This is a genomic window from Kribbella orskensis, from assembly GCF_004342085.1.
In the GTDB taxonomy this organism is placed as follows: domain Bacteria; phylum Actinomycetota; class Actinomycetes; order Propionibacteriales; family Kribbellaceae; genus Kribbella; species Kribbella orskensis.
Genome location: NZ_SLWM01000001.1, coordinates 269,237 through 293,735, shown reverse-complemented (window position 1 = coordinate 293,735; position 24,499 = coordinate 269,237). Strand labels below are relative to the sequence as shown.

Annotated in this window: 22 protein-coding genes and 1 tRNA gene; 15 read left to right on the top strand and 8 right to left on the bottom strand. The window is 68.6% G+C overall.

Annotated elements, in window-relative coordinates:
* Position 1: 1 nt before the first annotated feature.
* On the top strand, positions 2-586 hold the full coding sequence (locus EV644_RS01490) for a bestrophin family protein (protein ID WP_132187324.1): 585 nt from the start codon (positions 2-4) through the stop codon (positions 584-586).
* Positions 587-784: 198 nt separating this feature from the next.
* Here EV644_RS01490 and EV644_RS01485 read toward each other — a convergent pair.
* The 3 genes from EV644_RS01485 to bcp all read right to left on the bottom strand — a co-directional run bounded on the left by EV644_RS01485 (position 785) and on the right by bcp (position 3,446).
* A tRNA-Leu gene (locus tag EV644_RS01485) sits at positions 785-865 on the bottom strand.
* 67 nt (positions 866-932) lie between these two features.
* Entirely contained in the window at positions 933-2,531 is a 1,599-nt protein-coding gene (locus EV644_RS01480) for a substrate-binding domain-containing protein (RefSeq protein ID WP_241997846.1), read from the bottom strand.
* Positions 2,532-2,978: 447 nt separating this feature from the next.
* Positions 2,979-3,446 (bottom strand): thioredoxin-dependent thiol peroxidase, encoded by a 468-nt coding sequence (bcp, locus tag EV644_RS01475; protein WP_132187326.1) that lies wholly within the window; start codon positions 3,444-3,446, stop codon positions 2,979-2,981.
* A 170-nt stretch (positions 3,447-3,616) separates the two neighbouring features.
* Here bcp and EV644_RS01470 point away from each other — a divergent pair, with 170 nt between their 5' ends.
* From EV644_RS01470 to EV644_RS01460, 3 genes are read left to right on the top strand one after another with little or no spacing between them, the layout of a single operon-like run.
* On the top strand, positions 3,617-4,660 hold the full coding sequence (locus EV644_RS01470) for a glucose 1-dehydrogenase (protein ID WP_132187327.1): 1,044 nt from the start codon (positions 3,617-3,619) through the stop codon (positions 4,658-4,660).
* Between the two features lie 39 nt (positions 4,661-4,699).
* Positions 4,700-4,984, top strand: a complete 285-nt coding sequence (locus EV644_RS01465) for a DUF3618 domain-containing protein (RefSeq protein ID WP_241997847.1) — start codon at positions 4,700-4,702, stop codon at positions 4,982-4,984.
* Entirely contained in the window at positions 4,981-5,325 is a 345-nt protein-coding gene (locus EV644_RS01460; RefSeq protein WP_241997848.1) for a GroES family chaperonin, read from the top strand. Before EV644_RS01465 ends, EV644_RS01460 begins: the two co-directional genes overlap by 4 nt.
* 1,020 nt (positions 5,326-6,345) lie before the next feature.
* On the opposite strand, the gene EV644_RS01450 is transcribed toward EV644_RS01460, so the two are convergent.
* On the bottom strand, positions 6,346-6,723 hold the full coding sequence (locus EV644_RS01450; protein WP_132187329.1) for a DoxX family protein: 378 nt from the start codon (positions 6,721-6,723) through the stop codon (positions 6,346-6,348).
* A 94-nt stretch (positions 6,724-6,817) separates the two neighbouring features.
* Here EV644_RS01450 and EV644_RS01445 point away from each other — a divergent pair, with 94 nt between their 5' ends.
* The 9 genes from EV644_RS01445 to EV644_RS01405 all read left to right on the top strand — a co-directional run bounded on the left by EV644_RS01445 (position 6,818) and on the right by EV644_RS01405 (position 15,704).
* The gene (locus tag EV644_RS01445; protein ID WP_241997849.1) at positions 6,818-7,354 is read left to right on the top strand and encodes a MarR family winged helix-turn-helix transcriptional regulator; all 537 of its coding nucleotides are present in this window, start codon (positions 6,818-6,820) and stop codon (positions 7,352-7,354) included.
* Positions 7,355-7,465: 111 nt separating this feature from the next.
* Positions 7,466-8,062, top strand: a complete 597-nt coding sequence (locus EV644_RS01440; protein WP_132187330.1) for a TetR/AcrR family transcriptional regulator — start codon at positions 7,466-7,468, stop codon at positions 8,060-8,062.
* A gap of 45 nt (positions 8,063-8,107) precedes the next feature.
* On the top strand, positions 8,108-9,070 hold the full coding sequence (locus EV644_RS01435) for an alpha/beta fold hydrolase (protein ID WP_132187331.1): 963 nt from the start codon (positions 8,108-8,110) through the stop codon (positions 9,068-9,070).
* Positions 9,067-10,176: a succinyldiaminopimelate transaminase gene (dapC, locus tag EV644_RS01430; RefSeq protein WP_132187332.1), complete on the top strand. Its 1,110-nt coding sequence runs from the start codon at positions 9,067-9,069 to the stop codon at positions 10,174-10,176. Before EV644_RS01435 ends, dapC begins: the two co-directional genes overlap by 4 nt.
* A 99-nt stretch (positions 10,177-10,275) precedes the next feature.
* Positions 10,276-11,709: a M15 family metallopeptidase gene (locus tag EV644_RS01425; RefSeq protein WP_132187333.1), complete on the top strand. Its 1,434-nt coding sequence runs from the start codon at positions 10,276-10,278 to the stop codon at positions 11,707-11,709.
* Between the two features lie 17 nt (positions 11,710-11,726).
* Complete coding sequence (locus EV644_RS01420) at positions 11,727-12,476, top strand: hypothetical protein (protein ID WP_132187334.1); 750 nt, start codon at positions 11,727-11,729, stop codon at positions 12,474-12,476.
* Between the two features lie 43 nt (positions 12,477-12,519).
* Positions 12,520-13,674 (top strand): amino acid deaminase/aldolase, encoded by a 1,155-nt coding sequence (locus EV644_RS01415; RefSeq protein WP_132187335.1) that lies wholly within the window; start codon positions 12,520-12,522, stop codon positions 13,672-13,674.
* Positions 13,671-14,972, top strand: a complete 1,302-nt coding sequence (locus EV644_RS01410) for a D-arabinono-1,4-lactone oxidase (protein WP_132187336.1) — start codon at positions 13,671-13,673, stop codon at positions 14,970-14,972. The genes EV644_RS01415 and EV644_RS01410 overlap by 4 nt, the downstream gene beginning before the upstream one ends.
* A 9-nt stretch (positions 14,973-14,981) precedes the next feature.
* Entirely contained in the window at positions 14,982-15,704 is a 723-nt protein-coding gene (locus EV644_RS01405) for a PIG-L deacetylase family protein (protein WP_132187337.1), read from the top strand.
* A gap of 180 nt (positions 15,705-15,884) precedes the next feature.
* Here the strand turns inward: EV644_RS01405 and EV644_RS01400 are convergent, their stop codons facing one another.
* From EV644_RS01400 to gnd, 4 genes are all read right to left on the bottom strand, one after another.
* Positions 15,885-16,298 (bottom strand): hypothetical protein, encoded by a 414-nt coding sequence (locus EV644_RS01400; protein ID WP_132187338.1) that lies wholly within the window; start codon positions 16,296-16,298, stop codon positions 15,885-15,887.
* A gap of 109 nt (positions 16,299-16,407) precedes the next feature.
* Positions 16,408-16,965 carry a DUF6817 domain-containing protein gene (locus EV644_RS01395; protein ID WP_132187339.1) on the bottom strand — a complete coding sequence of 186 codons (558 nt, stop codon included), beginning with the start codon at positions 16,963-16,965 and terminating at the stop codon, positions 16,408-16,410.
* 261 nt (positions 16,966-17,226) lie between these two features.
* Positions 17,227-17,715, bottom strand: coding sequence for a DUF6319 family protein (locus EV644_RS01390; protein ID WP_132187340.1), 489 nt, complete (start codon positions 17,713-17,715; stop codon positions 17,227-17,229).
* A 196-nt stretch (positions 17,716-17,911) separates the two neighbouring features.
* Entirely contained in the window at positions 17,912-19,351 is a 1,440-nt protein-coding gene (gene gnd, locus EV644_RS01385; RefSeq protein ID WP_132187341.1) for an NADP-dependent phosphogluconate dehydrogenase, read from the bottom strand.
* Between the two features lie 248 nt (positions 19,352-19,599).
* Here gnd and EV644_RS01380 point away from each other — a divergent pair, with 248 nt between their 5' ends.
* Positions 19,600-22,833, top strand: coding sequence for a DUF2961 domain-containing protein (locus EV644_RS01380; protein ID WP_132187342.1), 3,234 nt, complete (start codon positions 19,600-19,602; stop codon positions 22,831-22,833).
* The gene (locus EV644_RS01375; RefSeq protein ID WP_132187343.1) at positions 22,833-24,488 is read left to right on the top strand and encodes a family 43 glycosylhydrolase; all 1,656 of its coding nucleotides are present in this window, start codon (positions 22,833-22,835) and stop codon (positions 24,486-24,488) included. Before EV644_RS01380 ends, EV644_RS01375 begins: the two co-directional genes overlap by 1 nt.
* Positions 24,489-24,499 lie beyond the last annotated feature (11 nt).

The window sequence follows — 24,499 nt, the reverse complement described above, 5'->3', positions numbered from 1 at the left end:
GATGTTGTTCGCCGGATCCGATCGTGACGGGGTCGCCGAGGGACGGATCACCACCGCCTACCGGCGCTGGTCCGAGGCCCGGGTGGTGGAGGGCCGGATCTACCGGACCAACGCCGGCCGGATCGAGATCGAGAGCGTCCGCCAGGTCAACCCGGACCTGATCGCGGACAACGACGCCGACGTGATCGCGGCGGACCGGCAGAACGCGAAGGACGTCCGCCGCCGGTTGCGCGGCAACGAGGACTGGCCGACGTTCCTGGTGAAGTTCCACCTGGTCGAGGGCCCGGACCCGCGCGAGGAGCTGGCCGCCTCCGCGGACTTCTCGCCGGAAGAGCTCGAGGACCTCAAGTCCCGGCTCGCCAAGCTGGACGAGCTCAGCCGCCACGGCGCCTGGACCACCGACACGCTGCGCCTGATCCAGTCCAAGCCGGCCGTCCGCGCCGGCGACCTGGCCGCCGACCTGAACCGCGAGACCCCCGCCTTCAAACTCGACGTCCGCAAACTGAAGAACCTCGGCCTCACCTACAGCCTCGAAACCGGCTACGAACTGAGCCCCCGAGGCGCGGCGTACCTCGCGACTCTCTGACCCACGGTCACAGTTCGTACCAACGGAAGCGCCGGCATCGGGATCGCCATCTTCGCCGCGTACTACGTCGCCTGGGTGCTGACGTTGGTCATCATCGGCTTCGTCCTGGTCCCGGCCATCTGGGTCTGGGAATGATCGACGCCTACCAAGGCGCCAGGAGCTGGAACACCAGACACGGGATCATCAGCTAGCGAAGGGTGCCAGAGGCGGGACTCGAACCCGCACACCCGAAGGCACCGGCACCTAAAGCCGGCGTGTCTGCCGTTCCACCACTCTGGCAACGAGGAACCGCGTTCCCAAGCGCCATCTTAGGGACTTGGGAACGCGGTTCGCCCGGTGGTCGTGCTCAGCGGTTCTGCAGCGCGTCGATGAAGACCTGCTGGAGGTCCGACGGGTTGCGGGCCACGTAACTCTGGCCGCCGGTCGCCTGGGCCAGTTGGCGCAGTTCCCCGGCGTCGGTGTCGGGACCCATACCGAGGGCGATGATCCGGACCGGCCGGGCCGGGTCGCGCAGCGACTCGAGCGTCTGCACGGCGCGCGCCAGGCTGAGGCTGCCCGGGTCGTCGTTCTTGCCGTCGGTGAACAGCAGGACCGAGTTGACCGCACTCGGGTCGTAGCTGCTCCGGACCGCCCGGACCGCGGCGATAGCCGTGTCGTACAGACCGGTGCCGCCGTTCGGGATCGCCGTCTGGGTTGTCAGGCTGCCGAGCATCCGCTGCCGTTGGGCCGGCGTCAGCTTGGCGATCGGGACCAGTTCCCGGAAGTCGGCACCGAGGTCACCGATCTTGGTCGAGAAGGTCCACAGGCCCAGCGCCGCGTTCTCCGGGAAGAGCTTCAGACCGCTGGCGGCGGCATCGATGGTCAGCTGCATCCGGGTCTTGTTGCCGACCTTCTCGGCCATCGAGCCGGACACGTCGATCACCGCGAGCGAGTGGGCCGACAGCGACAGCTTGGTCCACTCGAGCAGGCCCTTGTTGATCGCCGCCGTGGTCGGCTTGGTCAACTGGGTGACATCGCCGACCCCACGCCCGCCGCCGAGCGGGCTGAGCTGCGGGTCTCGGAAGCCGGCGTCGTCGCGAGCCTGGCCGGCCGCGTCGGTGAGCATCTCCGCCGCGAGCGCCTTGCCCGCCTCGGTGACGGCTTCGCTGTTGGACTTCGCGGTGACGACGACCGGGTAGTCGAGCACCAGCGTTCCGGTGCGCGGCAGGATCGCCTTCAGTTGCGCCTCGGGGTGCTCTTCCTGGTACCTGACGAAGCTCGCCTCCGACGCCGGGACGACGACGTTGCTGCCGTCCTGGTTGGCCCGGCCGAACAAGCCGTTCACGTCCGTGTACGGCTTGGCCATCGAGCCGAGCCGCTGCGCCAGCGGGATCAGGACCCCGGCGGTCTGCAGGTCGGTCGCGCTGGTCTTCGCCCGCTCCGACGCGATCGACAGCAGGGCCAAGGTGCCGGGCGACTGGGTCAGCGGGTCGAGCAGCGCCGGCGAGGTCGGTGGCGCGAACGAGCTGAGCCACGACGACGTGTTCGCGAAGTTCTCGCCCCGGCCGACCAGCACCAGGGGAGAGCTGGCGACCGACGGCACGGCGATAGCCGGCACCGTCTGCCCGTCATCGGCCTGGGCGATCCAGAGCGAGGAGTCCGGCACCCAGAGGTCGGGCCCGTTGTCATTTCCGTTCTTGACCTCCTGGGCGACCTTCGCCGAGGGAGCCGCGCTGATGGTGAACTGCAAGCACGGACCGTCGTTGTTGTCCTTGTTGGCCAGCGACTTCGCGGCCGACTCCAACTGCGGCTGGAGCTCGGGTGTCGTACTGAGCCGGATCTGGGTGGGGTCGTCGCACGACTTCCCGCCCAGGAACCCGTCGGCACCCGATTCCGATCCGAAGGAGCGGACCACAAAGACGGCGCCCAATGACAGCACCAGTAGGCCGACGGCGGTCAGATACACCGGACGACGGTTGTTGTTACTTTTCGTCACCGCAGAGGAATGTTTTCCCATCGCGGCAGGTCCCTCCCTCCCAGAGGCAGACTGCGGGCGCAGATTACCCGCTTTGCACTGGTCAGGGCGAAGTTGGCGACCTTTGTTCACGCCGTGGACCAGGGGTTGCATCTGGACGCCGACTGCGCGGCTGGTACCGGTCGTCCCTGCGGAGGCTCGAAATATCACGGAGGGTATCTAGGCAACTCCGGTCTGGTGAGATCGGTGTGTGATCCAAATCACAGTGGCGGGTCGCTCGAGCGGCCGTTGGATGCACCACGCCCATGAAACGGTTGCGGGTTTCCCTTCGAACCTTGACACGACAACGACCGCAGCCAGTAGACCCCGACGTACCGAAAGGTTTGTCTTTCACGATCACGCGGGCCGGCTTCACGGCCGCGGCGACCCGAGGTCAGGTCAGAGGCCGAGGTCGCGGCGCAGCTTGGCGACGTGGCCGGTGGCCTTGACGTTGTACTGCGCGACGGCGATCTTGCCGTCCGGGGCGATCACGAAGGTCGAGCGGATCACGCCGGTCACCTTCTTGCCGTACATCGTCTTCTCCCCGAACGCCCCGTACGCCGACAGGACCTCCTTGTCCGGGTCGCTCAGCAGCGGAAAGGTCACCCCGTCGCGCTCCCGGAACTTCGCCAGCTTGGCCGGCTTGTCGGGGGAGACCCCCAGTACGGCGTATCCAGCGGCCGCGAGCGAGTCGAGGGAGTCGCGGAAGTCGCAGGCCTGCTTGGTGCAGCCGGGCGTCATCGCGGCCGGGTAGAAGTACACGATCACGTTCTTGCCGCGCAGGTCCGCCAGGGAGACGTCATTGCCATCGGCGTCGGGAAGGGTGAAGTCGGGTGCGGCATCGCCGATCGACAGACGTTCGGACATCAGAGCCCCTCCTCGGATCGGTTGATTGTCAGACATTCTGCCGTACGCCGGTTCGCGAGGCGGAAGTGGCTCCTGGTGCCTGTGTTATCCCCTCGCCTGACCCGATTGCCGGGAGGCGGGGAACGGCGGGGTGACTTGCGTGTCGGGGTGGGGCGGGGTGGAGTGGAGCCATGCGGGCGATGACGGTGATGCCGGGCAAGGCTGACTCTGCCGCTGTCGGCGAGGTGGCAGAACCGCCTGAGGCGGACGGCTCGGTCCTGGTCGAGGGACTCCTCACCGGCATCTGCGGCACCGACCTGGAACTCGTCTCCGGCGCCTTCGGCAGCGGCCGCCCGGGCTCGGACAAGCTGGTGATCGGCCACGAGTCCCTCGGCCGGGTCCTGGACGCTCCGCTCGGCTCGGGCTTCAACCCCGGCGACCTGGTGGCCGGAATCGTCCGCAGGCCCGACCCTGAGCCGTGCCCGGCCTGCGCCCGGGGAGAGTGGGACTTCTGCCGCAACGGCCGCTACACCGAGCGCGGCATCAAAGAGATGGACGGGTATGGCGCTGAGCGCTGGCGGGTCGACCCGTACTTCGCCGTACCGGTTCCCGCGGAGCTCGGGCGCCTCGGAGTACTGGTAGAGCCCACGAGCATCCTCACCAAGGCCTGGGACCAGGTCGACCAGGTGGCGGCGCGATCCTGGTTCGCCCCGGAGCACGTGCTGATCACCGGTGCCGGGCCGATCGGTCTGCTGGGGGCGCTGATGGCTCGACAGCGTGGGTGCACCGTGCACGTGCTCGACCGGGCGACGGACGGGCCGAAGCCCAAGCTGGTGCGGGACCTGGGTGGTGAGTACCTGACCAGCCTCGCCGACCTCGACGTAGTACCGGACGTGGTCATCGAGGCCACGGGCGCCGGACAGGTCGTGGTGGACTGCGCGAAGCTGCTGGGCTGGGCGGGCGTGATGTGCCTGACCGGGATCTCGCCGGGCCCGGCGTCGATCGACGTACAGATGGACGCATTGACACGGCAACTGGTGATCCGGAACGCGGCGCTGGTCGGCTCGGTCAATGCGGCGAAACGGCACTACGCGGACGCCGTGGACGTGCTGCTGGCGGCAGACCGGGAGTGGGTGGACAGGTTGATCACCCGGACCGTGCCGCTGTCGGACTGGCCCACGGCATTGGTCAAGGAGCCGGACGACATCAAGGTGGTCGTCGACCTCCGCGCCTGACCTGCAAGGATGTGATCAAACACAGTGAAGGGAGCCCTGGTGTCGGACACGCAGGCTCAGAGCGCCAAGCAGCAGGTTCGGAGTACCCAGCAGATCGAGGCGGACATCGCCGCCACCCGTGCGCGACTGGCCTCGACCGTGGACGAACTGGTCGACCGGGCGCACCCGAAGAACGTCGTCAAGCGGCAGGTCGAGCAGGCGAAGGCGCAGGTCTTCGACGAGCGCGGCGAGTTGCGCACCCAGAAACTGATCGCGGTCGGCGGGGCCGTGGTGGGCGTCGTCGGGATGCTGCTGATGATCCGCCGCCTGGTGGGTCGCCGGTGAATCCTCGCAAACGTCTCTCCGACGACGACAAGCTGCCGATCCGGATGCTGCACGACCGGGTGCTCGTCTCGCTCGACCCCGAGGTCGGCGAGCGCAAGTCCTCGGCCGGCATCCTGATTCCCGCGACCGCGCAGATGGGCCGCCGGCTGGCCTGGGCGAAGGTCGTCGCGGTCGGCGCGAACGTCCGGACCGTCGAGGTGAACGACCGGGTCCTGTTCGACCCGGAGGACCGCGCCGAGGTCGAGGTCCGCGGCGACGACTACGTGTTGCTGCGCGAGCGCGACCTGCACGCGGTCGCCGCCGGCCGCCTCGAGGACGGCCAGACCGGCCTCTACCTCTAGCGGTGCTTGGCCGCTAGGTGTGTGGCGTTTGTCGTGTGTTTTCAGGCGCCTTTGCGAGGTGTTGGTGGTCGATGCGGCTGCGGACGTGGCGGTCGGTGGTGGCCAGTGCTGGTCGGATCTCGGTGGGGGCGGGGGGTGGTCGGCGGCGAGGAGGGGGCTGAGGAGGCGGTCGTGGACTTTGGTGGAGAAGATCGCGACTCGTTGGCCGATCAGGGAGAGCACCGTGCCGATCGGTCCGTCGGGTGTGAGGTCGTAGGTGTTGGTTCCTTGCCGTCGCTGGCTGAGCCGGTTGAGGCGGAGGCGGGCTCGTTGACCGTCACCGTCGCCATAGCCCTGGCTGTCCCGCGCCATGACACCCACGCCAGCCCCACACTCGGCGGTCAGAGGCGAAGCCTCACTGGTGCTCTGGGGGTTCGCTGCCTCCTCTGGGGGTTACCCCACTGCCCTGGGGGCTACCCACTGCTCTGGGGGGTTACCCCACTGTTCTGACAGTGGGCGAACCCCCGCGGCGCGGGCGGAGCACACTCTGCGGCTGCGCGGGCGTGGTTTCGCGTCCTCCGGGGTCCACTGGTGCTCTGGGGGTTCGCTGCCTCCTCTCGGGGTTACCCCACTGCTCTGGGGGTTACCCCACTGTTCTCACAGTGGGCGAACCCCCGCGGCACGGGCGGAGCACACTCTGCGGCTGCGCGGGCGTGGTTTCGCGTCCTCCGGGGGTCCACTGGTGCTCTGGGGGTTCGCTGCCTCCTCGGGGGGTTACCCCACTGCTCTGGGGGTTACCCCACTGCTCTGGGGGTTACCCCACTGTTCTGACAGTGGGCGAACCCCCGCGGCACGGGCGGAGCACACTCTGCGGCTGCGCGGGCGAGGTTTCGCGCCCTCCGGGGGTGCGCTAGCGATGCTTGTTCCGTACTACGCACGCAGCCGCCGCGGCAGATCTCGTCTGCCGCGGCGGCTGCTTTGTTGTAGCGCTTTAGAAGCTGCCGGACTCAGATGCTGCCGACTCTCAGAAGCTGCCAGCCCTCAGAAACTGTTCGGGCCGAAGCGGAAGACGGCGACGATCAGGGCCAGGATCAGCAGCACGGTGTTGATGCCGATCTGCGGGTACTCCTTGCGGCGGGCGTGGGTGACGATCGCGCCGAGCATGATGATCGCCAGTCCGGTCGCGGCCAGCGGTACCAGGATCGTTGCGACGTCGAGGATGCCGGGCAGGATCAGGCCGAGAGCGCCCAGCACCTCCATCGTGCCGATCAGCTTGAGCGTGCCGGCGGAGAAGTCCTCGGTCCACTTCATCTGCGGGTTCGCCTCGAGCTTGGCCTTGGACTGGGTCAGCTTGGTCGCCCCCGCGGCGAGGAAGAACGCGGCCAGGACGCCGGCGACGATCCACAGGAAGACATTCATCAGTGACGGTCTGCTCTCGAATAGTTAGTTGATGTTTCAAGTCAGACGCTAACCCGAATGACTTGAAGCGTCAACTAAACGGTAGACTGGCGGCATGACGGGGGAAGATGACGGCATGGCAGCCGAGGGTGCCCGCACCGCGGAGGAACCTCGCCCGGCGGACGAGGATGTTCGCTGGCTGGAGCCTGCTGAGCTGGAAGCCTGGCTGGCGCTGGCCGCGTTGCTGTTCAAGTTGCCGGGTGTGCTCGACTATCAGTTGCAGCGCGACTCCGACCTGACCCACTTCGAGTATCTGGTGATGGCCGGCCTGTCGGAGTCGCCCGGGCACTCGCGCCGGATGAGCGACCTGGCCGGCTTCGCGAACGGCTCCCTGTCGCGTTTGTCGCACGTGGTGAAGCGCCTCGAGAAGCGCGGCTTCGTGGTGCGTCGTCCTTCCGAGGAGGACGGCCGGATCACGGTCGCCACCCTCACGGCGGCCGGCTATGCCCAGGTCGTCGCCGCGGCGCCGGGCCACGTCGCCACCGTCCGCGAGTACGTCATCGACGCTCTTACGCCCGAGCAGTTGGCCCAACTGAAGGCCATCGGCGCCGCCATCCACCAGAAACTCGATCCGAGCGCCGGCCCCTGCTGACCTCAAGCGCCAGTCCCTGCTGCCAGCGCCGGTCCCTGCTGACTGGATCTGGTCGTCGCCCGGCAGAAAATGTCTTGCCGCGAATAGAACGATCGTGCTCTTATGGCTGGTATGAGCAAGGGTGAGGAGACGCGAGCCGCGGTGCTGGACGAAGCCACGCGGCAGGTGAGCCTGGTCGGGATGAACGGCCTCACCATCGGTCTGCTCGCCGAGCGGACCGGGCTGTCGAAGAGCGGGCTGTTCGCCCACTTCAAGTCGAAGGAGCAGTTGCAGGTCGCGGTGATCGACAGGGCTGTCGAACTCTTCGCCGAACGGGTGATCCGGCCGGCCCTGAAGACGCCCCGTGGGGAGCAGCGGCTGCGGGAACTGTTCGACCGCAAGCTCCGCTGGGACAGTGGGGACCTTTCCCTGCCTGGTGGTTGTTTCTTCGCCAGCGTCTCGGCCGAGCTGGACGACGCTCCGCCGGGCCCGGTCCGCGACCGCTTGGTCCAGGTCGAGCTCGACTACGCGGACACGCTCGCCACCGTTTTCCGGACCGGCATCAGCGAAGGGCAGTTCCGCGCCGACGCCGACCCCGAGCAATATGCGTTCGACATCAGGGGAGTGCTGCTCTCCTGTCACCACGCCAGCCGGCTGCTGGCTGACCCGAAGGCCCAGGATCGGGCGCGCACCGCTTTCGAGGCGCTGATCCGAGCGGCCAAGAAGTAGAGCCTGGAACTGAGCTTGAATCCCCTGTGAACGAGGAGCATTCCCGTGGTGGCAAAGAAAAGCACGAACGGTCGGTCTTTAATCAGAGCCTTCCGGATTCTCGAGAAGATCGCGCCCGGGGTCGGGGCCGAACTGCTGGACCGCGCCTGGTTCCGCTTCCCGCCGATCTCCGAGAAGGCGCGGCGGCTCCGCGTCGAACTCCCCGCGGCAGAGCCCTTCGAAGTCCCCTTCCAGGGCGGAATGCTGCGCGGTCAGGCCTGGGGTGAAGGTCCGACGGTCTACCTCGTGCACGGCTGGGGCGGCTGGGGATTGCAGCTGGCCGCGTACATCCCGCCCCTGGTCGCCGAGGGATTCCGCGTCGTCACGTACGACGGCCCGAGCCACGGTGCTTCGGACGCCGGGCGGGACGGCCCGACCCGGAGCTCACTCCCCGAGCTCGCGGAGGCCTTCCAGGCGGTGGTGGCCGCGCAGGGTCCGGCGTACGGGGTGGTGGCTCACTCGCTCGGGGCGGCGGCGACCGCGTTGGCGCTGCGGAGCGGGTTCGCGCCGCGGCGGGTGGTATTCCTCGCGGCGGCCACGGACTTCGTGCACACGCTCGACATGTTCCAGACGGCCTTCGGGTTCGGGCCGCGGGTCCGGGCGAGCTTCCTGCGCCGGTTCACCCGCAAGTTCGGCACGATGGAGAGCTACCGGATGGACCTGGTGATCGACGCGCTGGCTGAGGAGCGCGAACTGCCTGCACTGCTGGCGATCCACGACCGCGCCGACCACGAGACGCCGTACCAGGGGACCTTGGCGGCTGCCAAGGTGTGGCCGGGCGCGACCGTCCAGCTCACCGACGGGCTCGGCCATCACCGCGTGCTCTGGGACAAGGAAGTCGTCGAGTCCACCCGGCGGTTCCTCGCCGCGGGCCACCCGTATGCCAGAGCCGGTCACGGCCCCCAGGTGTCCGGGGAACGGGCGGCCGCCGATGGGGCGTTCGCAGTACGGGAGACAATGCAGGGGTGACTTTCGCAACCACCTCCAGCCGTCTGCCCGACTTCCCCTGGGACAAGCTCGCCCCCTTCAAGCAGAAGGCGGCCGCGCATCCTGACGGCATCGTCGACCTGTCCATCGGCAGTCCGGTCGACCCGGTGCCGGACCTGGTGAAGAAGGCGCTCGCCGAGGCGGCCGACGCACCGTCGTACCCGACCACGATCGGTACGTCGACCGCGCGGCAGGCCGCCGCCGACTGGCTGGCCCGCCGGCTGGAAGTGCCCGGGGTGGATCCGCTGGATGGCATCCTCCCGGTGATCGGCACCAAGGAACTGATCATGCTGCTGCCGACGCTGCTCGGCATCGGCGCCGGCGACACCGTGCTCATCCCGGACCTCGCCTACCCGACGTACGAGGCGGGCGCGGCGCTCGCCCGGGCGACGAGCATCCCGGTCGCCGACCCCACGCAGTACGACGGTGGTCCGGTCCGGGTGGCGTACCTGAACTCCCCGCGGAACCCGTCCGGCGAGATCACCTCGGCGGACGACCTGCGCGCGGCCGTCGAGTGGGCCCGCGCCAACGACGTGCTGCTGGTCAGCGACGAGTGCTACGCCGAGTTCGGCTGGGACGCGAAGCCGGTGTCGGTGCTGCACCCGGACATCTGCGGCGGCTCCTTCGACAACCTGCTCGCGGTGCACTCGCTGTCCAAGCGGTCCAACCTGGCCGGCTACCGCGCTGGTTTCGTCGCCGGGGACCAGGCGGTGGTCGCGGAACTGCTGGCCGTCCGCAAGCACGCCGGACTGATGGTGCCGTCGCCGATCCAGGCGGCGATGGCGGCCGCGTTCGCGGACGACGCGCACGTCGACGAGCAGCGCGAGCGCTACCTGCGCCGCCGGTCCGTCCTGCGGCAGGCACTCACGGACGCCGGCTGGACGATCACCTTGTCCCAAGGCGGGCTCTACCTGTGGGCCGAGCACCCGTCGTACGATGCGTACGGATCCGTCGCAGCACTGGCAGATCGAGGCATCCTGGTCGCTCCGGGGGCGTTCTACGGAGCAGCGGGCGACCGGCACGTCAGGGTTGCTCTCACCGGTACCGACGAGCGGGTGGACGCAGCGGTGAAAAGGTTGCAGGACTAGGCGAACCTTTCGGGGTCGGTGTGACGTCTTCCTTGGTGACTGCCTCTAGTAGGTAGTGGGGGTGCCAAAAGGGCTCTCCTGGGGTGGAGAGGACTGGCCATGAAGTTTCGTAGCCTCGGCTCGGCCGCTGTAGCGGCGGCGCTGCTTTTAGGACTGGTTCCGGGAGCGGCCCTCGCCGCCTCTCCGGAGCCGACCGACTCACCTGCCGCGGTCGACACCGGGTCGCCGGAGGCGGGCGCTGCCTCGGACGACCCGACTACCGCGCCTCCGGCGACCGTCACCCAGTCCGAGGCCGGTGCTGCCGCCGACGACCCGACGCCGCCACCGACGACGCCACCTCCGACGACGCCGCCACCGACGACGCCGCCACCGACGACGCCGCCACCGACGCCGACCGCGGTGCCGTACGCGCTGACGCTGAACCAGCCGGCGACAGCGTGGGAGGACCGGCCGATCACCTTCACCGGCAAGGTGCTCAACGGCTACTACGGTCTCTACCTGACCCTGTGGGAGAAGGTCGGCACGACCTGGGTGATGCGCTCTCAGACCCGCTCGACCACCGGTGGCGCCTACCAGTTCGTCTACATCTCGCCGAACCCGTCGAGGAACCTCTTCCGGGTTAACGTCGGCGTCCTCTTCCCCAGCTCGAACGGCGGCTCACCCGACCGCACCGTCACCGTGCTCAACCGCACCCTGGTGATGAACAAACCGGCCGCGTCGTACGTCGTCGTGTCCGGCGTGAAGATGACCGGCCGGCTGACCCCGGCCGAGCCCGGCCAGAGACTCGTCGGCCTGCAGTACCGGTACGGCACTGGATGGCGGACCCTGACGAGCGCGTGGATCGCCCCCAACGGGACCTTCGCGGTGCCGGTCCCGGACAACCTGCCGACGACCAAGACCGTCCGGGTGATCACCCTCGGAGTCGGGGCCGCCTCGGTCGAAACGTCGGCGTCCGCGGTGATCACGATCAAGGCGCTGGTGAACGCGAGGGTCTTCGCGGTGACCACGTGGCTCGTGTCGAAGACCTATCGCGCGGGCTGCCCGGTCCGGCCGTCCTCGCTGCGCCGGCTGCTGGTGAACTACTGGGGCTTCGACCACGTCGTTCACCGTGGTGAACTGATCGTCCGCGACGCCGCGGTGGCGAAGATGATCTCCGTCTGGACCGCCTCCTTCAACGCGAAGTTCCCGATCCGGCGGATGCAGCGCGTCGACGTCTTCGGCGGCAGCGACATCCGGGCGATGGCGGCGGACAACACCTCGGTCTTCAACTGCCGCCAGGTGACAGGCAACCCGTATGCCCTGTCGCCGCACTCCTACGGCTTCGCGATCGACATCAACACGGTCGAGAACCCGTACCTCGCGGCGAACAACGTCTGGTACCCGTCGAACGGCCTGGCCTACCGCAACCGCAGCGTGTCCCGTCCGGGCATGCTCTACAGCACCAGTACGCCGACCCGCTGGCTGCGCAGCCTGGGCTTCTTCTGGGGTGCCGGCTGGAGCAGGCCCGACTACCAGCACTTCCAGCCGAAGTGAGGCTCGCAATAGCGGCCGTGGCTGTTCTCGGACTGCTGGTGGGTTGCAGCAGTTCCGAGAAGCCCGCCGCCGCGCCCACTCCCGCGCCCCCGGCCAACGCGGGTGGAACGGTGCCCGTTCCGACGATCACCCTGAGCACGGCCAAACCCACGGATGCTGCCGAGCCTCCGCAGATTCCGGAGCAGGCCACGGCACCTCCACCCGCCGCGGCCGGTCCGGTGTCGGCCAAGAACCTGCCGGCCGCGGCGAAGCTCGGTGCCGGTTGGAAGACCTACACGGATCCCGGTGGGGCTGAAGCGGGGTTCCAGGGCAACGAAACCTGGACGCGTCGCCGGGAGGCTCACCAGGCCGCGTTCGAGGCACTGCCCATCGGTTGCGCCAAGCAACTGCCGAAGGACTCGCTGCCTGTCCCGCAGCACGCTCTGCAGGGCTCGTATCGCACTAGTCGCGCCACGCCCGCCACTGCGCTGGTGCTTCGCTTCGGAGACGCGGACAAGGCCACCACCTACTACCGCGGCTACCAGGCACGCATGACCGCTTGTGGGAACGACGCCAACGCCCAACTCGCAGTACAGAGTCTCTGGTCTGAGGACACGGCTGCTGCATCGGTACGCCGGTACGCCGGGGCCGAAGCGTTCGTGGAGGTCTCGGTGGTTCAGGGGGCCACGGTGGCGTTGCTGGCGGCGGAATCGGCCGCGCCTGCTGGGGAAACCGCCTGGGCGCGGAGCGTGGTACCGGAACTTCGGGCTGTGATCGATTCGCCGTAAAGATGTACTACCTTTCAGTATTTGTTGCCCTTAAACTCCTGACATGAGTGACTTCGACAGGTATGAGCGGCTGACGGCTGACCTCGAGCCGCCGTACGCGGTGGTCGACCTGGCGGCCTTCCGGCGGAACGCGGACGATCTCGTGCGTCGCGCCGGAGGGACGCCGATCCGGGTGGCGTCGAAGTCGGTGCGCTGCCGGGCGCTGATCACGGCCGCGCTCGCCCGGCCCGGCTTCCACGGGGTGATGAGCTACTCGCTGCCCGAGGCGCTCTGGCTCGCGCGCAACGGGGTCGACGACATCCTGATGGGCTACCCGACCGTGCACCGCGGGGCTTTGCGCGAGCTGGCCGCGGATGCGGAAGCGGCCGCGCGGATCACCCTGATGATCGACGACTACGAGCACCTCGCGCTGATCAAGGCGGCGACCGGAGGAGGCGAGCGGATCCGGGTCTGCCTCGACGTGGACGCCTCGCTGCGGATCCTCGGCCAGCACCTCGGCGTTCGCCGCTCGCCGCTGCGGACCCCGGAGCAGGTGCTCGCCCTCGCCCGCCAGGTGGTCGCGGACGGCGCCTTCGAACTGGTCGGCGTGATGTTCTACGAGGCGCAGATCGCGGGCCTGCCGGATACCTCGCCGGCCGTTCGCCTGGTGAAGCGGTTGTCCGCCTCCGAGCTGTCGGACCGCCGCGGCGCGGTCGTCGACGCCCTCAAGCAGGTGGCGCCGCTGCGGCTGGTGAACAGCGGAGGCACCGGCAGCATCGAGGTCAGCAGCGCCGACCCGGCCGTCACCGAGGTCACCGCGGGCTCGGGTCTCTACGGCCCGACTCTCTTCGACAAGTACGACGTCTTCCAGCCGGAGCACGCGGTCGCCTACGCGCTCGGGGTGGTTCGCCGCCCGACGCAGCGGATCGCCACCCTGTTCGGCGGCGGGTACATCGCCTCTGGGCCGGCGAAGAAGTCGCGGCTGCCTTCGCCCACCTGGCCGCTCGGGCTGAAGCTGCTCGGCACGGAGGGCGCGGGCGAGGTCCAGACTCCGGTGCAGGGCGAGAACGCGCGGGGCCTGCGGATCGGCGATCGAGTGTGGATGCGCTATGCCAAAGCGGGCGAGATGCTGGAACGATTCGATCGACTGCAGGCGATCGACGGCGACGAGCTGACCGAGCTCGTGACATACCGGGGTGAGGGGAAGAACTTCGGATGAGCACCTGGCGCAACTGGGCCGGCACCGAGTCGGCGACCGGGCTGGAGGTCCTGCGGCCGTCCTCCGTGGACGAGGTCGCGGCAGCGGTCAAAGCCGCCGCGGAGCGGGGCAAACGGCTGAAGGCGGTCGGCGCCGGCCACTCGTTCACCGGATGCTCGGTGCCCGAGCAGGTGATGGTCCGGCTCGACCGGCTCGCGTCGATCACCTCAGCCGACTCGGTCTCCGGCAAGGTGACCCTCGGCGCGGGCACCGGCCTGGCCAGGCTCAACGCGGGCCTCACGTCCTTCGACCTGGCGATGGCGAACCTGGGCGACATCGACAAGCAGACCATCTCCGGGGCGATCTCCACCGGCACCCACGGCACCGGCGCCAAGCTCGGTGGACTCGCCACCCAGATCGTCGGGCTCGAGCTCGTCACCGCCGATGGCTCGGTGCTGAACTGCTCGGCCGACGAGAACGCCGACGTCTTCAACGCCGCCCGGGTCTCGGTCGGCGCTCTCGGTGTGATCACGTCATTGACGCTGCAGACCGTTCCCGCCTTCCTGCTCCGCGCGCAGGAGATGCCGCTGCCGCTCGGCGAGGTGCTCACCGGTTTCAATGAACTTGCCGACGGCAACGACCACTTCGAGTTCTACTGGTTCCCGCACACCGAGATCGCGCTGACCAAGCGGAACAACCGGGTCGCGCCCGGCGTCGGCCCGTCCCCGGTCGGCCGGCTCCGCGGCTGGGTCGACGACGAGCTCCTGTCCAACCGGGTCTTCGAGCTGACCAACCGCCTGTCCGTCCGGCGACCCGGGCTGGTGCAGCGGATCAACCGGCTCGCCTCCCGGGCGTTGTCGGCCCGCGAGTACGTCGACTCGTCGTACAAGGTGTTCTGCTCCGAACGGAACGTGGTCTTCCGCGAGTCGGAGTACGCCGTACCGCGGGACCACGTGCTCGAGGTGGTGCGGCAGTTGCGGGCCTGGATCGACCGGTCGGGCGAGCGGATCCCGTTCCCGATCGAGGTGCGGGTGGCCGCCGCCGACGATATCTGGCTGTCCACCGCCTACGGGCGCGACACGGCGTACGTGGCGATCCATCAGTACCACCGGCTCCCGCACGACAAGTACTTCGACGCGTTCGAGCAGATCGTCGCGCCCTTCGGCGCCCGGCCGCACTGGGGCAAGCTGCACAAGCTCGGCGCAGACCAGCTCCGCGAGCGGTATCCGCGGTTCGACGACTTCCTCGCGGTCCGGGACCGGCTCGACCCGCGGCGGGTCTTCGGTAATCCGTACACACGGCGAGTGTTCGGGGCTTAGCCTTCGGGCATGACTGCACCTGAGCCGCTGGAAGCGCTGCCCGAGGACTGGACCAAGGCCCTGGCCGTCGTGGCGCACCCCGATGACCTGGAGTTCGGCGCCGCCGCCGGGATCGCCCGCTGGACCGCGCAGGGCAAGGAGATCATCTACTGCCTGCTCACCTCCGGCGAGGCGGGCATCGACGGCATCCCGCCGGCCGAGTGCGGCCCGCTGCGCGAGGCCGAGCAGATCGAGTCCGCCCGGATCGTCGGCGTCCCTGTGGTGGAATTCCTCGGACAACCCGACGGCACCATCGAGTACGGCGTGGAACTGCGCCGGCTGATCGCGGGTGCGGTGCGGCGGCACCAGCCGGAGATCGTCATCACGAACAACTTCCGCGACACCTGGGACGGCAACGCGACGCTGAACCAGGCGGACCACATCAACACCGGCCGCGCCACTCTCGACGCGGTCCGCGACGCCGCGAACCGCTGGATCTTCGAGGGCGACGGCGAGCGCTGGAACGGAGTACGCCAGGTCTGGGTCGGCGGCTCCCCCCTTTCCCGGCACGCCGTAGACACCACCGACACCTTCGACCTGGGCGTCCAGTCCCTGAAGGCCCACAAGGCCTACATAGAAGGCCTCAACTGGCCCCACTTCGACCCGAGCGAATTCCTCGAAGGCATCTCCCGCGCCGCCGGCACCCGCCTAGGCACCACCTACGCAGCTGCCTTCGAAGTCCTCACCCCCTAATTGCCCACTCCACCCACCGCAGGGGATTCGGCTGGCCGCGCCGCTGCCCCCCGTCCACTCCGCCCACCGCCGGGAATTCTGCTCGCTCCAGTCCACTCCCCGTGCCTCGCGCGCTTTTCCGACTCGCCGGGTCGAGGAAGGATGGGGACGCCGTGCCGGGCGGGGTCGGATTGGAGAGTGTCAGTCCCAGGGGAGGTCGAGGGAGACTTCGAGGTGGGGTGGGCTCGGGAGCGGGTTGCGGGGCTCGCGGTCTCCGGCGGAGTCCGGGCCGGGTGGGTTGTCTGGGCCTACCCAGGAGCGGACGAGGGTGCGGCCTTTGCGGGTGAGGCGGAGGAGGTCGATCTGCTGGACCTGGGCGGCGGGGATGCCGAGTTGGGCGAGGCTGCGGTTGGCCATTCCGGCGGCGGCGTCGTGCTTGCGCTTGCTGAGGTTGTGCTGCAGGACGACGGCGATCCGGCCGTCCGGCAGGTCCTCGATCCGCTGCAGGCGCATGCCCTTGTCCAGTAACTGCGACATCAGGGCCAGGTCGATGTAGGTGGAGTTGGACAGGCGCCGGTCGACCTTGGCGCGGGCGATCACTTCGTAGCGGGCCATGGTTCGATCATGCGTCGCCCGGGGGTCGATTTCCAGGAATTCCGGCCAGACCTCGTAGTGGCGTGAGGAGGTGGCGCAGGCCGTGACGGAGAAGGTCGACGCGTGGCTGTCAGGCCGGGTGGACCTGGGGCTGGACGTCCAGGACGCGGTGAGCGTCGGCCAGGACGGCGGGGGAGGCCAGGGACTGCCAGCGGGGGATCTGTTCCTGGAGGAACGGGCGGAGCTTGGGCTCGAGCTTCGGGGCGTGCTCCAGGACGTCGAGTTCGTTGACGATGGTGAGGTCGACGAAGTCGCGGAGTTCCGCGGTCGTCAGTTCTTCCGAGGTGCCGGTGAAGCGGTCGGTGACGGTGTTGTGCTCGGCGAGGTCGCGCCAGGTGGTCTCGCGCTCGCAGGAGCCGTACCGGTAGACCAGCAGTTCCGCGTCGGTGCCGATGACGGCTTCCAGGACGGGGCGTTCCTGCTGCCAGTCGAACAGGTGGGTCGGGAATCCGTCCGTCCCGTACGCCGCGTGCGCGAGGCCGGCGATCACGAGGGTCTCGGAGGCGCCGAGCGTTCTGAGTCGCTTGGCGACCCGGTGGAGGTGCACGTACAGGGTGCCGCCGGCGTGGTCCAGCTCGTCCGCACCGCGAACCAGCAACAGCGATCCCAGGTCTTGGAATGTGCTCATCTGACCTCTTCTGTTCGGAGCGGTCAGGGCCCTACGGGACCGGCCCAGGCCAACACGGTACGACGCGCGACACCACCTCGCCCAGGGAAGCGGCGTGCCGGATCGGTCACACTGTGGATCACCACAGGTCACCGATCCGGCACCTCCTCATTACCTTCTCGACCACTCCGCGCCGGACGCCTCGGGCCCGGACCGTCGAGAAACCAGCTGAGAAACCGACCGAGAAGCCGGTCGGGGTGTTGCGAGAAACCGATCGGGGAACTACTCGGCGAGCTCGGCGAGGGCCTTGCGGGCTGCTTCGAGCTCGGCCTCCAGGGCGGCGACCTTGGCGGCCTGCTGCTCGCGGGCCGCGTCGATGACCTCGTCGATCGGGCCGGACAGGTCCTCGTGCAACTCCTTGGCAGCGCGGGAAACCGCGGCGGCCGCGACTGCGAGGTTGCGGGCGAGGTAGCTGCTGCCCTGCTTGAGCTCGGCGTGCCACTCACCGTCGGCCGTGCCGGTCACCGTCAGGGTGAGCTCGAGCGTCTTGGTCTTCTTCGCGGCCGGTGCCTTCTTGGCGGCGCGCTTGGGCTTCTCCGCGACGACCTCGGCCGCCGGGGCGTCCGCGGCTGCCGAAGAGGTGGCGGCTGCCGAGTCGTCCGAGGTTGTTTCCACGGCAACGGAAGAGTCGGCAGAAGTGGTGACACCTGCGTCGTCGGGAGTGTCGGCGACGTCGGTCTGCGGTTCTACTGCCAAAGTGTCTACAGTCATCGTTGCGGCGATCTCCCTGGGTGACATGTCCCCGCCGAAGCGGGCTGGCGCTGAGAGTGTATTAGAACACACGTTCGACCAAGAAAGCCAATCACGTCACGCGACGAGCCCTGCCCGCTCGGTGAGAACGGACAGGGCTCGCCCACAAGATCACCCTCGGAAGAACACCCAAGAAGATCAGGAAGACCCCGGAAGATCAGGCCTGGTGTTCCTTGCGGTCGCCGGACCAGTCGAGATGGAAGGTGCCCTCGCGGTCCGTACGGCGATACGTGTGCGCACCGAACAGATCGCGGAGCCCCTGGATCAGCGCAGCCGGCAGTCGCTCGGCCCGCAGCCCGTCGTAGTACGACAGGGCGGCCGAGAAGCCAGGAGCCGGTACGCCGACCGTGGCCGCGGTCGCGACCACGCGACGCCAGCCGTCCTGGCCGCTTGTGACGGCGTCCTTGAAGTAGTCGTCCACCAGTAGCGACGGCAGGTCGGCGTCCCGGTCGTACGCCTCCTTGATCCGGTCCAGGAAACGGGCCCGGATGATGCAGCCGCCGCGCCAGATCGTCGCCATCGCGCCCAGATCGATGTTCCAGTTGTACTGGTCGCTGGCTGCGCGGATCGCGTCGAAGCCCTGCGCGTAGGCGACCAGCTTCGACGAGTACAGCGCGTGCCGGACGTCGTCGATGAACGCGTCCCGGTCCACGTCGGCCTTCGCCTCCGACGGCCCGGGCAGCACCCCGGCCGCGGCGGTGCGGCGTACGACGTCGCCGGACAGGGAGCGGGCGAAGACGGCCTCGGCCATGCCGCTGACGGGGATGCCGAGGTCGAGCGCGACCTGCACGGTCCAGCGGCCGGTGCCCTTCTGCTCGGCCTGGTCGAGCACCACGTCCACGAACGGCCCGCCGGTGGACTCGTCGACCTGGCTGAGCACCTCGGCGGTGATCTCGATCAGGAACGACTCCAGGTCGCCCCTGTTCCACTCGAGGAACACGTCGGCGATCTCGGTGGCGCTGAGGCCGAGCACGTGCCGGAGCAGGTCGTACGCCTCGGCGATCAGCTGCATGTCGGCGTACTCGATGCCGTTGTGCAGCATCTTCACGAAGTGGCCGGCGCCGTCGGGGCCGACGTGCACGCAGCACGGCTCGCCGTTCACGTGCGCGGAGATCTTGGTCAGCATCGGCTCGAGCGCGGCGTACGACTCCGGTGAACCGCCCGGCATGATGCTCGGGCCGTTCAGCGCGCCCTCCTCGCCGCCGGACACACCGCTGCCGACGAAGTGCAGGCCCTTGGCCTTCAGCGCGTCCTCGCGCCGCCGGGTGTCGGCGAAGTGCGCGTTGCCGGCGTCGACGACGATGTCGCCCTCGTCGAGCAGCGGCACCAGGTCGTCGATCACGGCGTCGGTCGGCTCGCCGGCCTTGACCATGATGATGATCTTGCGCGGCTGCTCCAGGGCAGCGACCAGCGCGGGCAGGTCGGCGGCGGGGGTGAACTCACCTTCGTGGCCGAACTCCTCGATCAGCGCGTCCGTCCGGGCCTGGGACCGGTTGTGGACGGCGACGCGGAACCCGTTGCGCGCCAGGTTCCTGGCCAGGTTGCGGCCCATCACCGCGAGACCGGTGACGGCGATCTGGGCTGGGGCAGAACTCATGGAATTCTCCTGCGGGTGAGTGCTGGGAAAGAGTGCCGGGACCCAGTCTGGCGCTGATGGCGACGGCCCGGTCGACCGGGTGCCAACTCGTGGACAACCGGTCCGATTCCGGTTCTGTCGCAACTGCGCGAGGGCGCGCGTAATAGCAGCTCGCGTGCATGAAGTAAACGCCTTCGAACTCTTCTCAAGCACCGCGCTCCGATGGTAAATATCTGAGAAATCGATTTCCCAGATCGTGAGGTCCGCCCATGACCAGGTTGCTGAGAGGCACTGCCACGGTGCTGCTCGGAGCAGTTCTCGTGCTCCCCGCCGCCGCCCTGACGACCGCCACCGCCATGCCAACCGCCCGTACTGCAGGCGCCACGCAAGCCCGTATTGCGGACGCCGCGTCCCTGGCAGGGGGCAACGGCCCGGTCGGGTGGGACGTCTACCGCCGGCTCGACCGCCTCCCCGAACTGCCGACGGCTGTCCGCAGCAAGCAGTTCTCCAGCTTCGGCCGCGACGGCACCAACAACGACGGCTTCGACGGCAAGTACTCGTGCCTCAGGACGACCGCCGCGGGCTGCGTGCTCGCCGAGGACGCCGGCCCGGGGGAGATCGCCTCGATCTGGTTCACCCGCGACGAGGGTGACGTCCGCAAGACCGGCAAGCTCACCGTCGAGGTCGACGGCAAGAAGGTCGTGGACGCCAGCCTGCAGGATGTCGTGGACGGCAAGCTCGGCTCGCCCTTCGTCTACCCGCTCGTCGCCAACGCCCTGGAGACGAGTGGCGGCGTCTACCTCCGGGTGCCGATGCCGTACAAGAACTCGATGCGGGTGACGGTCCAGAACAACCCGCTCTTCTACCACGTCGACTACCGCGAGTTCCCGGACGCGAGCGGCGTCAGCACCTTCGACCCGACCGACAAGGCCGCGGACGTCGTCGCGCTGCTGAAGTCGTTCGGCACGAAGGATCCGAAGCCCGCGAAGCCGGGTGCGAAGATGACCGCCAAGCCGGTGGACCTTGCCCCCGGCAAGCAACTCACGTTGGCCGACAACCAGGGACCGGGTGAGCTGAGCGCGCTTCGCCTGAAGCTGCCGCAGATCGTCGGGCTTGACCTGCAGTCGTTCGCCGACGACGGTCGCGCCTTCCTCGGCGGCAGCCAGTTCACCCTGAAGATCGACCCGGCCAACACCGGCGTCAAGCTGATCCGCCGGATGGATCTACGGATCGGCAACCAGCGCGCGAAGGTATTCGTCGACGGCGTCCAGGCCGGCGAGTGGACGCCGCTCCCGGCCAATGGCGCGCAGTGGGCCGACCAGGTCGTCGACCTCCCGGCGAGCGCGACCGCCGGCAAGTCGCAGCTCCAGCTCCGGAACGAGTTCGTCTCCTCCGACCTCGACTTCAACGAGTTCACGTATTGGGCCGACTCGATCGTCGGCGGCACCGCCAAGCGCACCGACACCCTCGACGTCGGACCCGCGCACGTCGCCGACGAGCAGGCGCACGGCTACACGATCACCAAGCAGAACTGGGAAGGCTCCCACTCGATGCCGTACGCCGCCACGGCGGAGGACGCGGCCCGGGTGAAGTCCTCGGACGCGCTGCTCTCCGGCGTGCGGGTCCAGGTCACCGTGGACGGCAAGAAGCGGGTGGACTCGCCGATCGGCGAGTTCTTCGGCTCCGGCCTCGGCGAGAACGAGGTCCGCTCGCTGTTCTTCGCGATGGACCCGGGCGGCTGGTACTCCTCCTGGTGGCCGATGCCGTACCTCGCCCGCGCCACCGTCACCCTGGTGAACACCTCGCAGTACATGCTGTCGGGAGGTCAGGCGGAGGTCACCTCGGCGGGGGACGCCAAGGTCGCGGTCGATCTGGAGACCGGCAAGAGCGGCTACTTCACCACGAGCTCGCACCGGGCCGAGCCTGCGATGGGCAGCGACTGGACCATCGCGAACACCACCGGACGCGGCAAGTTCGTCGGCGTCTCGCAGACCATGGAGGGCCTGCAGCCCGACGGCAACACCCGTGGGTACCTCGAGGGCGACGAGCGCGTGTACGTCGACGGCGAGCGCACCCCGGCGATCCACGGCACCGGCACCGAGGACTACTACGAGTCCGGCTGGTACTTCAACCAGGGCACCTACTCGACGCCCTTCCACGGCAACTCCGGCCACGAGGTCCAGGCCGGTGAGTGCAAGAACGAGTGCGACAGCGCGTTCCGCCTGCACATCACCGACGCCGTCGACTTCCAGAACCAGCTCACCTTCGGCATCGAGCACGGCCAGCAGAACGACCACCCGGCCGTCTACGGCTCCACCGCCTACCTGTACTCCGCGGGGCAGTTCGGCGCCCGGGAGACCGACCGGATCGACGTCGGCTCGGCGCAGAGCCGCCAGCAGCACGGGTACACCGACGGCCAGGCGACCCAGGCCGACCTCACCAGCGTCTACGAGGGCGATCACGACGACACGGTGCTCACCGACCAGGTGCGCGCCACGAGCTCCCCGATCCGGTTCACCGTCGAGGTCGATCCGGTCAACCGCGGCGTGGCGCTACGCCGTACCAGCGACCAGAACGTCGGCTGGCAGTCGGCCAAGGTGGTTGTCGACGGCAAGGAGGCGGGAACCTGGTTGCAGCCGCTGGGCAACGACCGGCAACGCTGGCTCGACGACAACTTCCAGTTGCCAACGGCACTCACCTTCGGCCGGACCGAACTCACCGTCGAGTTGCAACCGAGCGGCCCGAGCTGGACGGCGGCGAGCTACGTGGTCCAGTCCTCCGTCATCCCGTACTCCGACCGGCAGGCTCCGGGGCAGGTGCAGAACCTCACGGCCACCGGGCGCACCGACAACGCCATCGCTCTCACCTGGTCCGACACCGCGGACGACAGCGGCATCGCGAAGTACCACGTGTACGGCGCGAAGTCCGGGGCGGCCGAGAAGCTGATCGGCACCAGCAACACCCCGGGATTCCTGCACAAGGGAATCGGACTGAACGAGACCTGGGAGTACCGGGTCTCCGCGGTCGACCTCGCCGGGCACGAGGGCGGCAAGTCCGCAACCGCCCAGGCGACGTCGGGCAACACGGTCCGGGTCGAGGCGGAGACGTTGCTGCCAGTGGTTTCCGGGACGGTTCCGGCCGATCGGCAAGGCAACTGCTGCGGGGTCAGCTGGTCCGGCGGGGCGCAACTGTGGGTGCACGGCACGAAGGCCGGCGACAACCTGGTTCTCGACTTCTCCGTACCGAGTGCCGGGAACTACAAGTTGTCGACCGTGCTCACGAAGGCGGCGGACTACGGAATCGCTGACCTCAGTGTCGACGGCAACAAGCTCGCTTCGTTCGACGGTTACGCCGCCGCGGGTGTCTCCACCCAGACGGTTGACCTCGGCAACGCAACTCTTGCGGCGGGCAAGCATCAGCTGAAGATCACCATCACCGGCAAGAACCCGGCCGCGATCGGCTACCTCGTCGGTGTCGACCTGCTCGATCTGGAGGTGAACTGATGACCCCGCGGTGGAACAAGTTCGTCGCCGCGCTCGCGGGACTGATGCTGGCGGCGGTACCGCTCTCGGCGGCTGCCACCAGCAGGCCGGAGATCAAGAGCGTGCCGTTCGTCAAGGTCGACAAGGTGGTCGCGGCCGGCAAGTTCGTGAAGGTCTACGATCCGAGCGTCGGGGAGACCAGTCCCTGGTACTACAACGACCACACCCTGGTGCAGGACCGGAAGACCGGCACCTGGCACGTCTACGCGATCACGCACGCGGAGCCGGCGAACCCGCTCGACGAGAAGAGCTTCGGCCACGCCACGGCACCAACGCCGAACGGTCCGTGGACGAAACAACCACCGGCACTGGTCGCGGATCCGGCCGCCGGCGAGAGCCACATCTGGGCGCCGTACGTCACGTATGACGCCGGCACCTACTACATGTTCTACGCCGGTGGGACGCCCGACCACACGGCGTACCGGATGCACCTGGCGACGTCGACGGATCTGGTCAACTGGACCAGGGATGCCGCCAACCCGTTGTTCACCGACGGGTTCGACGGCCGGGACCCGATGGTGCACAAGGTCGGGAACCAGTGGGTGATGTACTACACCGCCAACTCGACCCCGAGCGGCGGCAACCACATCGTTGCCTACCGCACCAGTCCGGACCTCCGGCACTGGAGTGACCGGCAGACTGCGTTCCAGCACCCGGCCACCGGCACCTTCGGAGGACCGACCGAGTCGCCGTTCGTGGTGCAGCGCGGCACCGACTGGTACCTGTTCATCTGCTGCGACGGCGGGTACGAGGTCACCAAGGTCTACAAGAGCAAGGACCCGCTGCACTTCACCATCGATCAGCAGGTCGGCACGATCGCGGCCCATGCTGCCGAGGTGGTCCAGGACGGCAGCAAGTGGTACGTCACGGGCGCGGGCTGGGGCAAGGGCGGCCTGTACCTCGCGCCGCTCGACTTCGACTCGCTGCAGATCACCAAGGGCAGGGTTATCAGCAGCAAGTACTACCGGGCGACTGTGCAGAGCCAACCCAGGGCCGCGTTGACCAAGCTCGAGGTGGACCCGTCCGGCCGGGGTAGCTACAAGCCCGCGCTGGACTCGTCCTCGCGATCGACCGCGCCCTACCTCGCGGTCGGAACGTTCGGTGCCACCGACACCGCCGGCGCCGCGGCCCGGATCATGGCGAAGTCGGCGAGTATCGAGCTGAAGGGCATCCCGTTCGGCGACGAGCCGGTCACCGCCGACTGGTCGTTCTCCTTCGGCACGAAGACGTTCGACACCAGCCTCCGGTGGAACGTGGCCGGCCAGACCACGGCACCCGTCTGGGAGGTCGCGCTCAACGTCGACTCGGCACTGGGCGACCAAGGCGATCCCGGCGGCTTCGGGCGCAACGGCGACGTCGCGGGACTCCCGGACTGGTCGATGGCGACCGGCTCAGGTCTCAGCGTCGTCACCGCCTACAAGCAGGGATCGGCCTGGGCGGCGGACAACCACTGGTACGACCCGCCCAACGGAGCCGTTGCCTGGCAGCCCCTGTGGCAACCCGGCGGCCGCGCGCTGCCCCCGGGCTCGTACTCCGGTGGCACCTGGCGCTTCGGCTTCTCCGGTACCGAGAAGGACACCACCCTCGCCAACCGATTGGCCGACGACCTCAACTAATGTCGGCAGAC

Coding starts and splice junctions, on each gene's coding strand:
- EV644_RS01425 (WP_132187333.1), top strand. CDS start 10,276: ATGAAGTTTCGTAGCCTCGGCTCGGCCGCTGTAGCGGCGGCGCTGCTT.
- EV644_RS01395 (WP_132187339.1), bottom strand. CDS start 16,965: ATGAGCACATTCCAAGACCTGGGATCGCTGTTGCTGGTTCGCGGTGCG.
- gnd (WP_132187341.1), bottom strand. CDS start 19,351: ATGAGTTCTGCCCCAGCCCAGATCGCCGTCACCGGTCTCGCGGTGATG.
- EV644_RS01470 (WP_132187327.1), top strand. CDS start 3,617: ATGCGGGCGATGACGGTGATGCCGGGCAAGGCTGACTCTGCCGCTGTC.
- EV644_RS01445 (WP_241997849.1), top strand. CDS start 6,818: ATGACGGGGGAAGATGACGGCATGGCAGCCGAGGGTGCCCGCACCGCG.
- EV644_RS01375 (WP_132187343.1), top strand. CDS start 22,833: ATGACCCCGCGGTGGAACAAGTTCGTCGCCGCGCTCGCGGGACTGATG.
- EV644_RS01450 (WP_132187329.1), bottom strand. CDS start 6,723: ATGAATGTCTTCCTGTGGATCGTCGCCGGCGTCCTGGCCGCGTTCTTC.
- EV644_RS01400 (WP_132187338.1), bottom strand. CDS start 16,298: ATGGCCCGCTACGAAGTGATCGCCCGCGCCAAGGTCGACCGGCGCCTG.
- EV644_RS01440 (WP_132187330.1), top strand. CDS start 7,466: ATGAGCAAGGGTGAGGAGACGCGAGCCGCGGTGCTGGACGAAGCCACG.
- EV644_RS01405 (WP_132187337.1), top strand. CDS start 14,982: ATGACTGCACCTGAGCCGCTGGAAGCGCTGCCCGAGGACTGGACCAAG.
- EV644_RS01380 (WP_132187342.1), top strand. CDS start 19,600: ATGACCAGGTTGCTGAGAGGCACTGCCACGGTGCTGCTCGGAGCAGTT.
- EV644_RS01415 (WP_132187335.1), top strand. CDS start 12,520: ATGAGTGACTTCGACAGGTATGAGCGGCTGACGGCTGACCTCGAGCCG.
- EV644_RS01490 (WP_132187324.1), top strand. CDS start 2: ATGTTGTTCGCCGGATCCGATCGTGACGGGGTCGCCGAGGGACGGATC.
- EV644_RS01390 (WP_132187340.1), bottom strand. CDS start 17,715: ATGACTGTAGACACTTTGGCAGTAGAACCGCAGACCGACGTCGCCGAC.
- bcp (WP_132187326.1), bottom strand. CDS start 3,446: ATGTCCGAACGTCTGTCGATCGGCGATGCCGCACCCGACTTCACCCTT.
- EV644_RS01410 (WP_132187336.1), top strand. CDS start 13,671: ATGAGCACCTGGCGCAACTGGGCCGGCACCGAGTCGGCGACCGGGCTG.